Annotated in this window: 12 protein-coding genes; 5 read left to right on the plus strand and 7 right to left on the minus strand. The window is 68.6% G+C overall.

Annotated features, from left to right (window positions below; genetic code table 11):
- Positions 1–24: 24 nt before the first annotated feature.
- The 5 genes from ABIE45_RS06795 to ABIE45_RS06815 form a co-directional block, all read right to left on the minus strand.
- Positions 25–2178 carry a M48 family metallopeptidase gene (locus ABIE45_RS06795; RefSeq protein ID WP_192706005.1) on the minus strand — a complete coding sequence of 718 codons (2154 nt, stop codon included), beginning with the start codon at positions 2176–2178 and terminating at the stop codon, positions 25–27.
- Between the two features lie 56 nt (positions 2179–2234).
- A complete protein-coding gene (locus tag ABIE45_RS06800; RefSeq protein ID WP_373622216.1) occupies positions 2235–3353 on the minus strand; it encodes a DUF3829 domain-containing protein in 1119 nt (372 codons plus the stop codon).
- A 212-nt stretch (positions 3354–3565) separates the two neighbouring features.
- A complete protein-coding gene (locus ABIE45_RS06805) occupies positions 3566–3907 on the minus strand; it encodes a hypothetical protein (protein ID WP_192706007.1) in 342 nt (113 codons plus the stop codon).
- Between the two features lie 645 nt (positions 3908–4552).
- The gene (locus tag ABIE45_RS06810) at positions 4553–5722 is read right to left on the minus strand and encodes a cystathionine beta-lyase (RefSeq protein ID WP_192706008.1); all 1170 of its coding nucleotides are present in this window, start codon (positions 5720–5722) and stop codon (positions 4553–4555) included.
- A 562-nt stretch (positions 5723–6284) separates the two neighbouring features.
- Positions 6285–7646, minus strand: a complete 1362-nt coding sequence (locus tag ABIE45_RS06815) for a TAXI family TRAP transporter solute-binding subunit (protein WP_192706009.1) — start codon at positions 7644–7646, stop codon at positions 6285–6287.
- Positions 7647–7784: 138 nt separating this feature from the next.
- Here ABIE45_RS06815 and ABIE45_RS06820 point away from each other — a divergent pair, with 138 nt between their 5' ends.
- Together ABIE45_RS06820 and ABIE45_RS06825 are read left to right on the plus strand one after the other, a co-directional pair.
- Entirely contained in the window at positions 7785–8213 is a 429-nt protein-coding gene (locus tag ABIE45_RS06820; protein WP_192706010.1) for a potassium channel family protein, read from the plus strand.
- A 155-nt stretch (positions 8214–8368) separates the two neighbouring features.
- Entirely contained in the window at positions 8369–10048 is a 1680-nt protein-coding gene (locus ABIE45_RS06825) for a SulP family inorganic anion transporter (RefSeq protein WP_192706011.1), read from the plus strand.
- 66 nt (positions 10049–10114) lie between these two features.
- On the opposite strand, the gene ABIE45_RS06830 is transcribed toward ABIE45_RS06825, so the two are convergent.
- Positions 10115–10534, minus strand: coding sequence for a hypothetical protein (locus ABIE45_RS06830; protein WP_373622217.1), 420 nt, complete (start codon positions 10532–10534; stop codon positions 10115–10117).
- Between the two features lie 91 nt (positions 10535–10625).
- Complete coding sequence (locus ABIE45_RS06835) at positions 10626–11096, minus strand: hypothetical protein (RefSeq protein ID WP_192706012.1); 471 nt, start codon at positions 11094–11096, stop codon at positions 10626–10628.
- Between the two features lie 459 nt (positions 11097–11555).
- On the opposite strand from ABIE45_RS06835, the gene ABIE45_RS06840 reads away from it, so the two are divergent.
- The 3 genes from ABIE45_RS06840 (at position 11556) to ABIE45_RS06850 (ending at position 16532) form a co-directional block, all read left to right on the plus strand.
- Positions 11556–12122, plus strand: a complete 567-nt coding sequence (locus tag ABIE45_RS06840) for a hypothetical protein (RefSeq protein WP_192706013.1) — start codon at positions 11556–11558, stop codon at positions 12120–12122.
- Positions 12123–12217: 95 nt separating this feature from the next.
- The gene (locus tag ABIE45_RS06845) at positions 12218–13336 is read left to right on the plus strand and encodes an efflux RND transporter periplasmic adaptor subunit (RefSeq protein WP_192706014.1); all 1119 of its coding nucleotides are present in this window, start codon (positions 12218–12220) and stop codon (positions 13334–13336) included.
- A gap of 4 nt (positions 13337–13340) precedes the next feature.
- A complete protein-coding gene (locus ABIE45_RS06850) occupies positions 13341–16532 on the plus strand; it encodes a multidrug efflux RND transporter permease subunit (RefSeq protein ID WP_192706015.1) in 3192 nt (1063 codons plus the stop codon).
- Positions 16533–16542 lie beyond the last annotated feature (10 nt).

Below are 16542 nucleotides of genomic sequence, written 5' to 3' on the forward strand. Positions count from 1 at the left end.
GGACGTTTGCCGGTGCCCAAGCGATCAGATCCCTGTATGCGCCGCTGACAGGTGCACGCGGGCGCGAGAGGCCGCGAGGTAGCGTCCGACCAGCACGGCGAAGGCGTCGGGCTTCAGGCCGCGCGCGCCCAGAGACTGCACGCTGACGTGACGTCGCCGTCGGCTAACACGGGCCTGCGAGAACAGGTGCTTGGCCCTCGGCAGTGCGGCGTCTGGCGCGAGTGCCAGCGTCAAGGTGAGCCGCTTGCCGTGCGTGACCTGGAAGTCCGCCACATCCTGCCACGCGACCGCGCCGTCGAGCAGCGGCGAGCGCAGCACGTCCGGCGTCAGCACCAGCAGCGGCGTCCGGCCGCGTCGATGCACGTGTGCGGCGACGATGCCTGCCAAAGCGACACCCGCCGCGGCGACGGCGGCGAGGATCTGCTGGGCCAGCGCATCGTGCGCGATGCCGAGTGCGCGGGGGTACAGCAGCAGGCCGGCGCCGGCCCCGGCGGAGAGGAGCGCTAGGATGCCCATCGTCCAGACCATCGGCGCACCATTCTCGTGCACCAGCGTCTCCTCGACTGGCACTGCCGCCGCGGTCTCCTCCAAGTATAGCCGCTCGGCAGCCCGGTGCTCCCGTGCCCCGGTGAGGAAGTCCGCGCTGAGCCAGCGGCACAGGCCAGCCCAGTCCGCGACCAGGGCGGCCGGCCAGGCGCGATCCCCTACGGTGAGCGGCCGGGCGGCGCGGGCGAGTAGCTCGGCGTCGAGCGGAACGCCGAGCGCCGCGATACGCTGCCGATCGGGCGGGTGGGTGTCGGTGGGGTGCGCCTGCCGGTCGTCGAGGTGCGCCCCCGGGTCGGGGAAGCCGGCAGCGGGGATTGCGTCGAGTACGCCCGCGACAAGATCGTCGGGCGCCGCGTCAGGCTCGCCGTAGGCGTTTCCGAGCGTCTCGCCCACCACCGGGCCGAGGACGCCGACGCGCAGCAGGGCGGAGGCAGCGGGCGGTGCTCCAGAGACCTGGGCACCGCGCCGGTCGGCCTCGAGCTCGCGCGCCCGGCTCCAACGCGCCACCGCCGCGTCGAAGGTGCCGAGGCTGCGGTGGCCGACATAGGCGGCTGGGCGGGTAAGCAGGTCTCCGGGACCGACATTGCCCAGCGCGGTCAGCGCGCGATGTAGGCCGGCGTAGATCGGGGTGAAGCGCCGACTATAGGCGGTGTCTTCGCCCGAGAAGTGCGCGAGTTCGTGCCCGATCACCGCGGAAAGCTCGCGCCCGTCAAGCACGCCGAGATAGGGGGCCGGCAGGTACAGCGTGCGCCCAGTCAGCGTCCGCCCGTCTGGACTCAGGCGCACGGCGGACTCTGTGACGAAGAAGCCACCGGTCAAGCCGACGACCACCGCGTCGGGGACCAGCGCTTCTCCGCGCCCGGCGAGCTCGCGCACAAGGCGCCACAGACCCGGTGCATCGGCCTCGTCGAGGACGCGGCCGCGTACGTCGATGGGCTCGGGGGTGAACAGCGCGAACACCCCGCGCAGGCCGCGTACCGCCGCGACCGCGGCCCAGGCCGCCAAGGCGGCGATGACCAGCGCGCCGAGCAGCAGCTTGGCCTCGCCGGCCGAGAACCGCTGCGTGAACCACAGCCCGGTGGCCTCGAACAGAGCGGCCGCGAGCACCGCGAGGCTCAAGCCCACGATCTGCAGTCCAAGCAGCATCGGCAGCACGCGGCGCACGAGGCCAAAACTGGCGAGCAAGGCGTCGCGCGAGCGCCGCGCCCACAGGCCCGCGGCTCCGCCGCCGGCCAGCGCGACGAGACCGGTCAGCAGTGCGAGCAGCGCGCCGCCGAGCGTCGCGTACGGCACCCACGCGCGAGCCCGGGCCAGCGGCAGGTCGCGTGTGGCCGCGGCCAGCGCCTCCTGAGCTTTGTCGGCGGCCAGTGCCGCCCCGTAGGCGGTGCGCCCGCCTTCGAAACGGACTGAGGCGTAGGGATCTGTCGCCGCCAGCAGCCGCAGTTGGACGACGGAGACCGGCAGCTCAACCAGTCGCCGCGTATAGCTCTCGGCGCTCGCCAGCCCGCGCTCGACCTCCCAAGCCCCGAGCCCGCCGAGCAATGCCGGAACGCCGACGACCCAGGCGACGAGCCAGACGACGGGAGGAAGCCAGCGATTGCCGCGGCGGTCCTGATGAAGCGGCATGATCATCTGCCCCTCGGCGTTCGATTGTCAGTGGCTGCCAGCCTGCGCTGTGCCAGCGTCGGTCAGCTCGGCCGCACCCTATTCTCGTACCGCTGGCAGGATTCGAGATCGCGCACCGAGCGGTTGTAGGCGTCGTTGAACAGCCGCGCCGGCTGGCTCGGGTCACCTTTCGCCTTGATGTCTCGGGCGACGTCGCGGCCGTGACCGATCACGCTCGCCACCGTGTCCGCGTATCCGATGCACGACGAATTCGCTTTGGGGTTCATGCCGTCGAACGCTGCCCCGAGCTGTCGATTCGCGGTCGACACGTCGCTGAGAGCGGCCAGGAACGGGGCGGTATCGGACCTTGGCGCCAGGGCCTCGAAGCGCTGCACTGCCCGGCGTAGCGCCAAGCTGGTGGCGAGCAGTCGGCGTGCTGGGGCGTCCTCCGCCAGCAACGCCATCCGCCGCTCGTCCCGGGCGAGCTCGCGCTCGAACAGGGCGGTGCCGTAGGCGTCCATCGCCTTGGCGGCGGCTTCGACCTTGGGCACGAGGATCGGATGCTGTTCGCGGGCGAACTTGTAGCCGTCCTCCTTGAACTCTCGCGTGGTCTGATAGCGGGTCAGCGCCTTCAGTACCGGGTTGAGCTCGCGCAAGGCTGCGAGCAGCCGGGTGGCCTGGGAGTCGACCTCGGGAATGGTCCCCGGCAGGGCGGTCGCTTTGTCCAGTTCGTCGATCACCCCGTCAAAGTCCACGATGCCGAAATGGTACCAGGCGTTGGCACCCAGCTTCGTGCCGAGCTTGAGCACGCGCTCGTTGTCGCGTCGGTATTCGGCGAGCTGTCGTTCCAGGGGATGGGAACGCACGAGGTGGTTCTGCACCTCGGTGTAGGCGTTCACCTTGGCCACCTCCTGCATCTCGGGGCTTGGCGGGGGTGGGGTGGCGCGCACGGCCCCCCGGGCCGGCGCTTGTGCCGAGGCCGCGGGTGGCGCGGCCTGCAGCAGAGCCTGGGAGGCCGGCGGCGGAGCGGGGAAGTCGCACCTGAAGGCGTCGACCATGCTCTTACGCACGGCCTCATGGGCCTGCGCGCACTGGTAGGCGACCGTCGGGCGGGCGGCCGTGTTGCGGCTGATGGCGTCGCGGAAGCTCTCGCGCAGCGTGCCGATCCCTTGCCGGATGTTGGGGCGGGCGGCCTCCGGCACGCCAGGGCTTGCTGCACACTGAGCGTAGGCATCTAGAAAGGCGTCGCAGCTCTCAACACCCACAGGCGTCATCGGTGTCACGGCCGTGGCGGGCGTAGCCATCACTACGGTGAGACAGGCCACAAGGAACCGACGGGGTCTCTCCGCACGCTCACAGCTGCCACGCGGCATGCTCATCTCCTCAACTGTATGACTGGTTGGGGGCGTCAGATTCAGAGATCGCGCAGGGCAAGCAATGGGACGAGCGCGGCAAGCGCGACTGGCACGGACCAGTACTGCACCGGTACCCAGAACAGCGCGTGTCGACGGCGGAGAAGAACGCGTTCGCTCGTGGTCGGATCAATGAGTTCGCGCGGCGCCCTGCCGTTCATTCGCCGGCCGACGATCCAATTGGCGGCTGCGGCCGCGAACAACCCGAGGCTGATGGCGAGAAAGGTGAGTTCGGGGTGACCGAGGGCCCGAAGCGCCACCCCGCCCACCGCCCCGACCGCGACAGCCGTGCCGACCACGACGGGGATGACCACGATCCCCCAGCCTGACCAGATGAACAGCATCAACACCGCCTAAGTTCTACCCGAAGCCTCCAGCCGAGGTGGCGAAGAGACATGCATCGCACGGGATGGCGATTCGGCAGCGCCTTGTGGGAGCGCTCGGCTTCCTCTTGGGCGTGGGAATGAGGCGCCGCTGTGTTCACGGCGTTGTGAACTGATCAGAATAAGCGTTGAGCGTGATTTCTGGTCTGCAGGATTAGGCTGTGCTGTTTTTCCATCACGGCGTGCGGGTACGGTGGCCACGGCGGCGTGGTTCATCTGCGTCGGCTTCGCGCCGCTCATCGCCATGCTGGTGGCGAGCACCTTAGGGTTGATTGCAGTGGGTGCTTCCCTCCTCCCCCGGTGCAGTCTGCACGCTTGTAGCGCAGGCGCTTAACCGTTGGGTCTGTGCATCGTAGTGGCTCGAAGCTCCTGCTACGTGACAGTACCATCTTGGCGTGGCAGCATGTGATGCACAGGCCATCTACCCTGTCTGCTTCACACCACCGATCGCCAGAAACCAGACGGACAGCTTTCGGCCAGATCCGGATGCCGCCGATGATCCTCCGAGCGTCTGGGATGGGTGGAATTGCAGTGGTCCGCTTCCGAGAGGCAAACGCACCAGAGCGGACGTAGCCATTCCGCTCCTTCTCGGCACCCAGCAAACCGTCAGGAGACCTGTGACAGGGAGTGACGCAGATCGGCTATGAGGTCGGCAGGCTCCTCTAGCCCAACGTTGAGCCGCACCACACGACCTTCGTAGCCCCGCTGCATGCGTGGCAATGGCGGGTAGGCCATGACGAGGCTGTGCGTGCCACCCCAACTGAACCCTAGCCGGAACAGCCGTAGCCCCTCCACGAAGCGCGTGATCCGCTCGGCATCCCACTCGGGCCGGAACACCACTGAGAACACGCTCGCCGAACCTGTGAAGTCGCGCCGCCAGACATCGTGGCCGGGACAGTCTGGTAGCGCTGGGTGAAGCACTAACTCGACCTCTGGGCGCGTCTTTAGCCAGTGCGCCACGTTTAGCGCTGTCGCTTGCAGGCGGTCTAAGCGTACCGCCAGCGTCTCCAACCCGCGCAGTGCCAGCGCGCAATCGTCCGGCGACACCGCCAGCCCGAGAAGGCGGTGCGTTGCACCCACCCGCTCGTGCGCCTCGACCGTACCCACCGATACGGTGCCGAGCAGGAGGTCGGAGTGGCCGCCCACGTACTTGGTGAGCGCCTGCATGCTCACGTCCACGCCATGGGCGAAGGCGTCGAACAGGACGCCCGCAGCGTAGGTGTTGTCGAGCGCCACCGGCACGCCTCTCTCGTGCGCGGTCGCGACGATGGCGGGTACGTCCTGCACCTCCATCGTGATCGTACCGGGGCTCTCACACCAGATCAGGCGCGTGTTCGGGCGGATCAGTGTCGCAATCTCAGCGCCGAGCAGCGGGTCGTAGGCTTGCACCTCGATACCGAGCCCGGCGAGCAGCTTGTCGGCCAGTTCGCGGTTGGGGCGGTAGGCGCTCTCCGGCACAAGGGCGTGGTCGCCCGCGCGACAATGGGCAAGGTAGACGAGGGCGATGGCGGCCTGCCCGCCCGGCACGACGAAGCTGGCTTTCGCGCCCTCCAGATCCGCGACGCGCAGAGCGAGTTCGCGCGTGGTAGGCGTGCCGTAGAGGCCATAGGTGTAGCCGTCCCCACGCCAGTCATCGCGAGCATCGGCTACACGATCGAACAGCACCGTGGAGCCGCGGTGGACCGCGGGAACGAGCGCCCGGAAGTCCTGAGGGGCCCTCACCCCGGGATGCACCAGCTTCGTGCGCCAGTGTGGAGCAGGGTGCTCGTCAGTCATCGTGCCTCGGTCGATGTCGTCTGGTGCGATGTAGGGCAGCAACGAGGGACGGCACTAGAAACGACTGGTACTCACCCTGCGCCGACCGGGAATGGAGGCCGACCTACGGCTGCTTTCGGAAGGTCCTGCCGACCGTTGGCACGCCTGATATGGGTCAGAAGGAGATCGTCAGCTTTTCCGGCGGACCCACGCTCCGCCACGTAACTTTGAGTAGCAGCGCTTGTTCGGCTGACGCGGGGCTCGCCCCACCTTTTGTCCCACCATCAAGCTGGAGTTCTGGACGGAAGCCGCATGGTTGATGCCCTGCATATTGCAGGCTCGTTCGACCCGACCACCGTGCCTTTTCCATCGCGGGGGATCGAGGATTTTTACCCTGTAGGTGCCGCCGGGCGATCATGTTCATCGACACGATCGGCAGAGATCAGGCGGTTCTTGCAGATTGCGTTCTCTCGCTTTCGCCGCAGCGCTCGAGGACCAGCACTCGCATCGGGCGGATGGCCCGGGTGACAGGCCTCATCGCTCGCAGATCATCGAGGCATGGACAGCCTCTGTCGAACTTCCATCAGCAGGCCGGTTGATCGGGGCGCGTCGCGGCCCGACGGACCGTCGAGCGCGCGGCCTCGATCGCCACCGTGGCGGCGCCGAGCAGCCGCGGCTCCGTCGGTCTGTTCAGGGCGTGACGGGCGATGCTCGCCGCTAGGTCGTCGACCTCAGCCGCGATGGCGTCCAGACGGTCCCGGTCGGTCTCGCGCCGGGCGGTCGAGCGGAGGGCGAGGAGGCGCGTCGTCGCGACCTCGATCCGCTGCCGGCGGATGCGCCCGAGGCGCTGCCGCAGCCAAGCGATGGTCGAGCAGACGCCGCCGCCCAAGATGGCCACGAGATAGATCCAGCTCTCGTAGCGCTCGATGAAGGTCTCCTGCTCACGCTCGTAATAGTCGATGGCGCCCGGGTGAATGGGCAGGCGGGCGGTGGTGGCATCCGCCGTGTCCTCATAGGCCGGATAGGTGAGCGCCTCGGCGGCCGGGACGGTCTCGGCCAGCGCCGTGCGCATCTCGAACAGATGCTGCGTGACCTCGGCGGCGACGCTGCGCGACAGGCTGGCGCGCGCCATCAACCGGTAGGACGAGCCGACGGTCGCGATGTCCTCGGCCGGCAGGCGTGGGTTGCCGCTGAACAGCCCGGCCGGCACCGTGACCGACTGGAGGCGCGGCCAGCGCGCCAGCACCGCGGCGGTGTCGGGCACGCCGACCAGCGCGACCGTGCCGTCCTCGCTCGCCGCGCGGACGAAGCCGACCAAGCGCCGCGCCGCCGGAAGCGTGGGCGTCGTCACAAGCGCCATCGCGTCGATGCGCCCGTCGCCGAATGCGGCCGTCACGTCCGCTTCCTCGAGCGGCACGAGGAGAACGGCCTGCGGCGGAACGGGGCCGTTCGGGGCCTCGGTAAGAAGTTCCAGCCCGTCGCGGGTCAGCAGGTCGCGCAGAAGCGTCCTGTCCGCGTCCCGGCTCGCCAGCATGCCCAGCCGCTTGCCCGCCAGATCCGGGATGCTCCCGATGCCGGATCCCGCCGGCGCCGCCGCGAAGGCCGCGAGCTCGCGCAGGATCGCGAGGGTCAAGCCGTTCCCGGGCATGGCGACGTCCGGTCGGACCACCGCCAGATCCGCCTTGCCGGTCCTGAGCGCCTCCGCACTCTCGCGGACTCCCGGGAAGTCTAGGATCCTGAGCTGGACACCGGTTTTCCGGCGGGCGAGCTCGCCCGCGTAGGCCCGCAGCAAGTCCGGCTCGGTTCCGCCATTCGGGGCGACCGCAAGGGTCAGGGTCGTGGCGCGGGTGAAATAGAACCCCGCTGCCGCGGTGGCGACGAGCACGAGCACCAATCCGAGGGTGAGCCATGCCTCACGACCGACTGGAAACGCCGATTTGCGCATGCCTACTCCCGGCCCTCAGCCGCTCGACGTGTCCGTTGCGCTCTGCCGGGCGAGCGGCCCTGGACCGCGATGGCATGCCATCATGATCGACTGTTGTCCTGGCGCGTGCTCAAGTATCATCGATTCCGGGGGAACGACATGCTGGCGCAACTCGCGATCGGCGCGCTCGGGAGCGTGTGCAGCATCACGATCCACGCCTTCATGATGACCCTCATCCTGAAGGTGGTTCGTGTGCACGGCGCTATCCGCGGCTACAGCAGCGTGACCCTCTGGCGCATCATGTCGTCAGCCGTGTGCGTCATTATGGCGGCGCATACTGTTGAAGTTGCGATCTGGGCCGCGATCTACAAAATGATCCGCATAGCGCCAGCAGGATCCGACTTTCTGTACTTCGCGTTCGTCAATTATACAACGCTCGGCTACGGAGACATCGTTCCAGCCGAACGCTGGCGCCTCCTCGGTCCGGTTGCCGCAATGAACGGGATCCTGCTGTTCGGCTGGTCGACGGCTGTGATCTTCGAGATCCTGCGACGAACCCTGGCCCTCATGGAGAGAGATGCGTTCTGAGGCCACGTCCTGTATGTCCAGCTTCCGGGCGCCGTCCGGCGTCGATCTTTCAAAGCCGACCCGAAAAACAGATCAGACGTCGCCGCGTCTTCACCCCGCAATACTCTCCCGAACGGTGCTACAGTCGGTTGTGTGCCCTGAAGACGGGGGTTCCGATGAGAGATCCCGGCAAGGCGCGTCGAACTGACGGGAACCGTGTGTCACCGGATCTCGGCCACGACGTCGTGGCGGGGCTCACGGCCGCGACCGTCGTCCTGCCGAAGGCGATGGCCTATGCTACGGTGGCCGGACTGCCGGTGTCGGTCGGGCTCTACACCGCGTTCGTGCCGCCGCTCGTCTACGGATGGCTGGGCTCGTCGCGCGTCCTCAGCGTGAGCTCGACGACGACGCTGGCTATCCTGACCGGGGCCGAGCTCGGCACTGTGGTTCCGGACGGCGATCCGGCGAGACTTGCGGTCGCCGCGGCGACATTGACGGCCCTTGTGGGCGCGCTGCTTCTGGCGGCGCGGGTCCTGAAGCTGGGCTTCATCGCAAGCTTCATCTCCGTGCCGGTGCTCACGGGTTTCAAGACCGGTATCGGTCTCGTGATCCTGCTGGACCAAGCCCCCAAGCTCCTCGGGCTGCATATCGCGAAGCAGTCGTTCTTCGCCGATCTGGCGAGCGTCGTCCGCCACCTCCCCGAGATCTCTCTGCCAACCTTGGCCGTCGGTGGCACGACGCTGGCCATCCTCATCGGCATGGAACGGTTGAAGCCGCACTCGCCGGCGCCCCTGATCGTGGCCGCCGCCGCGATCGCCGCCTCGTGGATGCTGGACCTCGGCGCGCGGGGCGTCTCCACAGTCGGGCCGATCCCGCAGGGCCTGCCGTCCCTGACCGTGCCCGATCCCGGACTCGTCCTCGCGCTCCTGCCGGGCGCGGTCGGGATCGCCCTGATGAGCTTCACGGAGAGCATCGCGGCGGCACGGGCCTTCGTCGGCCCCGGCGATCCGCCCGTCGATGCCAACCGCGAACTGGTCGCGACCGGATCGGCAAACCTGGGCGGAGCCCTGCTCGGCGCCATGCCGGCGGGTGGTGGAACCTCGCAGACGAGCGTCGTTCGCGCGGCCGGCGGCCGGACGCAGGCGACCTCGCTCGCGACCGCCGTCGCCGCGCTCGCCACGATGCTGTTCCTCGCCGGGATCCTCGGCCTCCTGCCGCAGGCGACCCTCGCGGCGATCGTCGTCGTGTACTCGGCCAGCCTGATCCAGCCGGCGGAGTTCCGCGCCATCTATACGGTCCGATGCATGGAGTTTCGCTGGGCCGTCGCGGCGGCAATCGGCGTCCTCGCCTTCGGGACGCTCCAGGGCATCGTCGTGGCCATCGTCCTCTCGTTCCTGGGCCTCGCCCTCCAGACGGCTCAGCCCCGTATCTCGATCATCGTCCGTAAGCCCGGGGCCGACGTCCTGCGTCCACAGTCCCTCGACCATCCCGAGGATGAGACCGTCGACGGGCTTCTGATCCTCCGTCCGGAGGGCCGTCTGTATTTCGCGAACGCCCAGACCGTAGGGGAGCGGATGCGGGCGCTGACGGAGGAGCACAAGCCGCGCGTCGTCGCCCTCGACCTCAGCCGCGTGCCCGACATCGAGTATTCTGCGCTTCAGATGCTGCGGGAGGGCATACGGTCCGCTGCCGTCAGCGTCTGGCTCGTGGGCTGCAACCCGGACGTGCTCCGGATGGTGCGGCGCACGGGCCTGGACCGGGAACTCGGCCCGGACCGCCTGTTGTTCAACGCCCGTACGGCCATTGCACGCTACGGTGCGCTCCGGTCGGCCACGGCACCGTCGACGGAACCCTGAGCGGCAGCGCGGCCGGCGCCGGCCGCCCGCTCCTGCGTGACCGCTCTTGGATGACGCCTCCGGAGGCTAGTAGTCGTACCCGACGCGCGCACGTTGGCGGACGTAAGGGCCGGCGGCACCGGGCGCCACGACCATCACGGCCCGCGGCGCTGGGTCGAACGGCATCGTCGCGGCGCTGAAGGCGATGAACCCGGCCGCCGCCCGAACGTCGTCGGGCTGACGGGGATCCCGAGCGATCAGGTCTGCCTCCCGCGACAAGCGGAGATTGCAGAGCCGAGGCGGCAGGCCGCCCGCGGGCGTACACGCATCGTGGCGCGCGCAGGCGCGATCCAGCGCGTCGACGGGGGGAAGCGGTGCGCGGTTGCCAAGGCCGCAGTAATTGCCGTGCACGAGGAGCGGCGGCGTGCTCGAGAAGTCCTGCGCCTGCGCCTGTGCGGACGACAATCCGGCAGCGGCGAGACAGAAAGCAGCAATCCTGGTTCGCATGACGGACACCTCATCGGATCACGTGACGGGGTGATGCGGAACGCCGGAGGTCGGCGTTCCTGGCGCGGTAATGCCGTCCCTGTGGTTGACCTCAGTTCGGGCGGCAGACGCCGGCATAGGCGTCCCAGTATTGGTACGGACCGCATCCGCCGGACGTCGCTCCGTAGTAGCCAGCCGCCGCCGCGGCGGCACCGACGCCGGCGGCCGCCAGCCCGTAGCCATACGGGCGATAGCGATAGCCGTAGGCACCGTAGCCGGGGCGAACGTAACGGCCATAGCCGCCGCGATAGGCATAGGCACCGCCATAGCGGCCGACGCCGCCGCGGTAGGCATAACCACCGCGGTATCCGCCGCGATAGCCTCCGATCCCTCCGCCATGAAAACCGCCGGCTCGGAAGCCACCGGCTCGGAAGCCGCCCGCGTGAAAGCCGCCGCCGCGGAAGCCGCCACCCCGGAAGCCGCCACCCCGGAAGCCGCCACCCCCAAAGCCGCGTGCCTCCGCAGCGGCGCTGGTGACAATCAGGGCGGTGACGGCGGAGACAGCAATGATGAAGCACTTCATGAGATCGGCTCCTCCTTGTTGATGGAACGGCCGGCCCAGCCTCGTCGCGTGCCAAAGCGGAGATATGAACATTCCACCATGCGAGTAGATTGGCTCGATTTCTAATCTAGGCCGGATCGGAAAGCTTGATCGAAAGGGACACACGCGATGGTTCCGGACCGAGGCCGCCCGGCCGTATTGGAAGCAGGACTGAAGGACGATTCCTGCCCGATACGATTGCCGGTAGATGATATGGCCTGGATTGCTTCAGATTAAATTTCATAGATGTAGCAGAAGCGCATTCCTGGGCTGATTGTTTTGGCCTATGATCGGAAAGGTCATCGCGTACGGTCGCTCGGCAGAGCCGAACTGCTACCCTGCGACGCGTGCGTACGGGACAGGCGGCTGTCGATGATCATCGTCGTCGCGCACGGCGTTCGCGATCGGACGATCCAGGACGGTCGGACAGGAGGGGAGCGGATGAGCACGCCCGCTGATCCGGCAATCGTCCGCAACACCGGGGCGACGGATCGCTGGCGGCGTATCGGACGGCGCGTGTCCCAAGAGGCGAAACGCATCGCCGCGATCTTCATCTATCTGTGGGTCGTATTCGGCGTGCTGGTGCTGCACGAATCGGTGGTGCTGTCGCGGCACGGCCTGAGCGCCCAGTTCTACGGCCTCGCCTTCATCAATGCCTGGATCCTCGCCAAGGTGATGCTGGTGGCGGAAGGGCTCGACGCCCGCCCGCACTTCGCGGGCCGGCCGTTGATCCTGCCCATCGCGCTGCGATCCGCCGGGTTTGCCCTGCTGCTGGTCTGCGCCTACGCGGCAGAGGAATCGGCGATCAATCTGTGGAAGGGGCATAGCCTCGCCGACGCCCTGCCGGCGATCGGCGGCGGCGGCGTGCGCGGCCTCGCGGTCATGACGGTGATTATGGCCATCGCGCTCGTCCCCTACTTCACGTGGCGCGAACTCGGGCGCGTGCTCGGCCGCGACACGCTGAGGGCGCTGATGCTCTCGGGTTCCGAGGTGCCACCGAGGGCCTGATCGGTCCGGGCGGGAGGTCCGGCTGTCCCGTCCGATCAAGCCGGACAGACGCAATCTGCAAGGATGCGCGGGGATTCTCCGGGCGAGGGACGGTCATGTTCCGCTGGTCTCGTTGTCTCTTCATCCTCGCTCTTCTGACCGCAGGATCGCATTCCGCCGCCGCGGAGACCGCGCCCGCCGCGGCGCTGCCCGTCGGCACCGTCGCCGCGCAGAAGAAGGCCATCGACACGGCGCTCGATTTCGTCGGCCGGGTGGAGGCCGTGAGCCGCGTCGAGGTGCGGGCGCGGGTCACGGGGTACCTCGACGCGGTCCTGTTCAAGGAGGGCGAGCTGGTCGCGGAGGGCGCGCCGCTCTACCGGATCGAGCCCGACCTCTTCGAGGCCGCCGTCCGTCAGGCGGAGGGGGCGCTGGAGCGCACCCGCGCGGCCGAGACGCTCGCGGCGATCCAGCTCCAGCGCGCGCAGGATCTCCTCGACCGCAATTCCGGCACCGTGGTCGCGCGCGACCAAGCGCGCGCCGCCCTCGAACAATCGCAAGGCGCCGTGATGGGCGACGAGGCGAGCCTGAGAACGGCGCAGATCAACCTCGGCTACACCAAGATCCTCTCCCCGATCGCCGGCCGGATCGGACGCACCAGCGTCACGAAGGGCAACGTGGTCGGGCCGGACAGCGGGGTGCTCACCTCCATCGTGAGCCAGGATCCCATGTACGTCGCCTTCCCGGTCAGCCAGCGCGAGTTCCTCCGGGTGCAGCAGAGCGGTGCCCACCTGGACCGCAGCAAGATCGCCGTGCGGATCCAGTTCTCCGACGGCACGACCTACGACCAGCTCGGCCGGGTCAACTTCGTGAACATCAGCGTCGACCGCACCACCGACACGGTGCTGGTGCGCGCCAGCATGCCGAACCCCGCCGGCACCCTGCGGGACGGCCAGCTCGTCAAGGTCGCGCTGCAGACCGGTGCGCCTGTGGAGAAGGTGATGGTGCCCCAGGCTGCCCTCATCGCCGACCAGGGCGGCGTCTACGTCTTCGTCGTCGAGGACGGGCGGGCCGTGATCCGGCGGGTCAAGCTGGGCTCCGGCGGCACCGGACCGGATGCCATCGTCGACGAGGGCCTGTCGGGTGGCGAACTGGTCATCGTCGACGGCCTCCAGCGGGTGCGGCCCGGGATCGCCGTTCGGGCGAACCCGATCGCCCAGTCGGCAAGCGGGATCTGAGGCCATGCTGTCCGCGATCTTCGTCGACCGCCCGCGCCTGGCAATCGTCATCGCCATCGTCACGTCGATCGCCGGTGCCCTGGCGCTGCTCACCATTCCGGTCGCGCAATACCCCGACATCGTGCCGCCGCAGGTCTCGGTGACGACAACGTATCCCGGCGCCGCCGCCGCGGTGGTGGAATCCACGGTCGCCCAGCCCATCGAGTCGCAGGTCGTGGGCGTCGACAAGATGATCTACATGAAGAGCGTCAGCGGCAACGACGGCAGCTACACGCTCACCGGGTCGTTCGAACTCGGAACCGATCCCGACATCAACGCCGTCAACGTCAACAACCGGGTCCAGATCGCCCTGGCCAAGCTGCCCGAGGACGTTCGCAAGCAGGGGATCACGGTCAAGAAGAAGTCGTCCGCCCTGCTCGGCGTGCTCGCGGTCTACTCGCCCAAGGGCGCTCAGGACCCGCTCTTCATCTCGAACTACGTCACCATCAACCTGCTCGACCGCATCAAGAGCACGCCCGGCGTCGGTGACGCGACCCTGTGGGGGCCGCAGGATTACGCGATGCGGGCCTGGGTCCGGACCGACCAGCTGACCGGGCTCAACCTCACCACGAGCGACGTGATCGACGCGATCAAGGCGCAGAACGTCCAGGCGCCCGTGGGGCGGATCGGTGCCCGGCCGATCTCCAACGCGCAGCAGCTTCAGCTCAGCATCCAGACCCAGGGACGGCTCACCTCGCCCGAGCAGTTCCAGAACATCGTCCTGCGCACGAACCCGGACGGCTCCCTGCTTCGCCTCGGCGACGTCGCCCGGATCGAACTGGGTGCGGCGAGCCTCGACCGTGAGACCCGGCTCAACGGCAGCCCGGCGACCGTCGTGGCGATCTACCAATCGCCGGGCGCCAACGCGATCGCGACGCTCAAGGAGGTCAAGGCCCGCGTCGCGGCGCTCGCCCCCTCCTTCCCGGAGGGGCTGGAGTGGAAGGTCACCTACGACCCGACGGCCTTCATCACCGAGACCGTCCACGAGGTGCAGAAGACCCTGATCGAGGCGTTCGTGCTGGTCGTGGTGGTGGTGTTCCTGTTCCTCGGCAGCCTCCGCGCGACGCTCATCCCGACGCTGGCCGTGCCGGTCAGCCTGATCGGCACCTTCATCGCCCTGAAGGCGGTGGGGTACTCGGCGAACTCCGTCTCGCTGCTCGCCATGGTGCTCGCCATCGGCATCGTGGTCGACGACGCCATCGTGGTCGTCGAGAACGTCGAGCGGGTGATGGAGGAGCATCCCGAGCTGTCCCCGCGCGAGGCCACCAAGCGGGCGATGGCCGAGATCACGGCCCCGATCATCGCGATCACCCTGGTCCTGCTCTCGGTCTTCGTGCCGGTCGCCTTCGTGCCCGGCATCTCGGGGGAGCTGTTCCGCCAGTTCGCCGTGGCGGTCGCGGTCTCGATGTTCCTCTCGGCGATCAACGCGCTGACGCTCTCGCCCGCGCTCTGCGGGGTGCTGCTGCGGCCGCACCACGGCCCGCGCCGCGGGATCATGGGCTTCATCATGCGCGCGATCGACGGGGTGCGCGACGGCTACGGCGTGGCGGTCGCCCGCATCGTCCGCCTGTCGATCATCGGCGTCGTGCTGTCGCTCGCGGCGGCCTGGGGCACGGTCGAGCTGGCCAAGATCACGCCCACGGGCTTCCTGCCGGAGGACGATCAGGGCGCGTTCTTCGTGGTCGTGCAACTGCCCGAGGGTGCGTCCGTCGACCGGACCTCGGCGGTCGCGGCGCAAGCCGAGGCGATCCTGCGCGAGGAGCATGCGGTCGCGGACACGACCACGGTCGTCGGCCTCAACTTCATCGACAATTATTCGCAGGGCAACGCCGCCTTCCAAGTGGTGACGCTCAAGCCCTTCGAGGAGCGGAAGGGCGCGGGCGACGGCGCCGCGGCGCTGATCGCGCGGCTCGGCCAGCGCTTCCGCGAGATCCCCGGCGGCACGGTCGTGCCGATCGCGCCGCCGCCGATCATCGGTCTCGGCACCGGCGGCGGCTTCGCCTACGTTCTGGAGGACCTGCGCGGCGGCGACCCGAAGGAGCTCGCGCAAGTCTTGCGCGGGCTCCTCGTCGCGGCGAACCAAGAGCCGAAGCTCAATCGGGTCTTCAGCACCTTCTCGGCGACGAATCCCTCGGTCTACCTCGATATCGACCGCAACAAGGTCCAGATCCTCGGGGTGTCGCTCGACGCCGTGTTCCAGGCGCTGCAGGCCTCGCTCGGCGGCTACTACATCAATGACATCAACCTGTTCGGCCGCGCGTGGCAGGTCCAGGTCCAGGCCGAGGCGACGGACCGCCAGAAGATCGACGACATCTACCGCATCAACGTGCGCAACAAGGACGGCGGGATGGTGCCGTTGCGCAGCCTTGCGGAGGCCCGCATCGTTGTCGGGCCGCCCGCGCTGATCCGGTACAACAACCTCCGTGCCGTAACGGTGCAGGGCGGCCCCGCGCCGGGCGTCTCCTCGGGCCAGGCGCTCGCGGCCATGGAGGCCGTCGCAGCGCGCACACTGCCCGCGGGCTTCGGCGGGGAATGGACCGACACCGCTTTCCAAGAGAAGCGGGCGGAGGGCAAGACCGCGATCATTCTGGCCTTCGCGGTGCTGTTCGCCTTCCTGTTCCTGGTCGGCCTGTACGAGAGCTGGACCATCCCGGTGCCCGTGCTGCTCTCCGTGACGGTCGGCATCGTCGGCGCCTATTTGGCGATGGTCTGGGGCAACCTCACCCTCGACCTCTACGCGCAGATCGGCATGGTGGTGCTGATCGGCCTGGCCGCCAAGAACGGCATCCTCATCGTCGAGTTCGCCAAGGAGCAGCGCGAGAAGGGCGTGCCACTGCGCGAGGCCGCGACGGAGGGCGCGCGCCTCCGCTTCCGCCCAGTGATGATGACGTCCTTCGCCTTCATCCTCGGGCTCCTCCCGCTCGTGATCGCCACCGGCGCCTCGCAGCTCGCCAGGCGCGATGTCGGGACGCCGGTGTTCGGCGGCATGATCGCCGCATCGTTCCTCGGCATCTTCGTGATCCCGCCGCTCTACGTCGTGTTCCAGGGCCTGCGCGAGCGGGCGTGGCGGCTCCTGGGTCGCGGGAAGGGCAGGGATCATCCGGCAGTGCCGCCCAAGGTGCCCGCCGGTACGCCGGAGCATCTGCCGGCCGAGTAGCGGAGGGTTG

Source organism: Methylobacterium sp. OAE515 (assembly GCF_041806315.1).
GTDB classification, from domain to species: Bacteria; Pseudomonadota; Alphaproteobacteria; order Rhizobiales; family Beijerinckiaceae; genus Methylobacterium; species Methylobacterium tardum.

Bases quoted from the DNA above. Each gene is read 5' to 3' on its own strand.
- ABIE45_RS06810 (WP_192706008.1), bottom strand. From the start codon at position 5,722: ATGACTGACGAGCACCCTGCTCCACACTGGCGCACGAAGCTGGTGCAT.
- ABIE45_RS06830 (WP_373622217.1), bottom strand. From the start codon at position 10,534: ATGCGAACCAGGATTGCTGCTTTCTGTCTCGCCGCTGCCGGATTGTCG.
- ABIE45_RS06850 (WP_192706015.1), top strand. From the start codon at position 13,341: ATGCTGTCCGCGATCTTCGTCGACCGCCCGCGCCTGGCAATCGTCATC.
- ABIE45_RS06820 (WP_192706010.1), top strand. From the start codon at position 7,785: ATGCTGGCGCAACTCGCGATCGGCGCGCTCGGGAGCGTGTGCAGCATC.
- ABIE45_RS06795 (WP_192706005.1), bottom strand. From the start codon at position 2,178: ATGATCATGCCGCTTCATCAGGACCGCCGCGGCAATCGCTGGCTTCCT.
- ABIE45_RS06840 (WP_192706013.1), top strand. From the start codon at position 11,556: ATGAGCACGCCCGCTGATCCGGCAATCGTCCGCAACACCGGGGCGACG.
- ABIE45_RS06805 (WP_192706007.1), bottom strand. From the start codon at position 3,907: ATGCTGTTCATCTGGTCAGGCTGGGGGATCGTGGTCATCCCCGTCGTG.
- ABIE45_RS06835 (WP_192706012.1), bottom strand. From the start codon at position 11,096: ATGAAGTGCTTCATCATTGCTGTCTCCGCCGTCACCGCCCTGATTGTC.
- ABIE45_RS06845 (WP_192706014.1), top strand. From the start codon at position 12,218: ATGTTCCGCTGGTCTCGTTGTCTCTTCATCCTCGCTCTTCTGACCGCA.
- ABIE45_RS06815 (WP_192706009.1), bottom strand. From the start codon at position 7,646: ATGCGCAAATCGGCGTTTCCAGTCGGTCGTGAGGCATGGCTCACCCTC.
- ABIE45_RS06825 (WP_192706011.1), top strand. From the start codon at position 8,369: ATGAGAGATCCCGGCAAGGCGCGTCGAACTGACGGGAACCGTGTGTCA.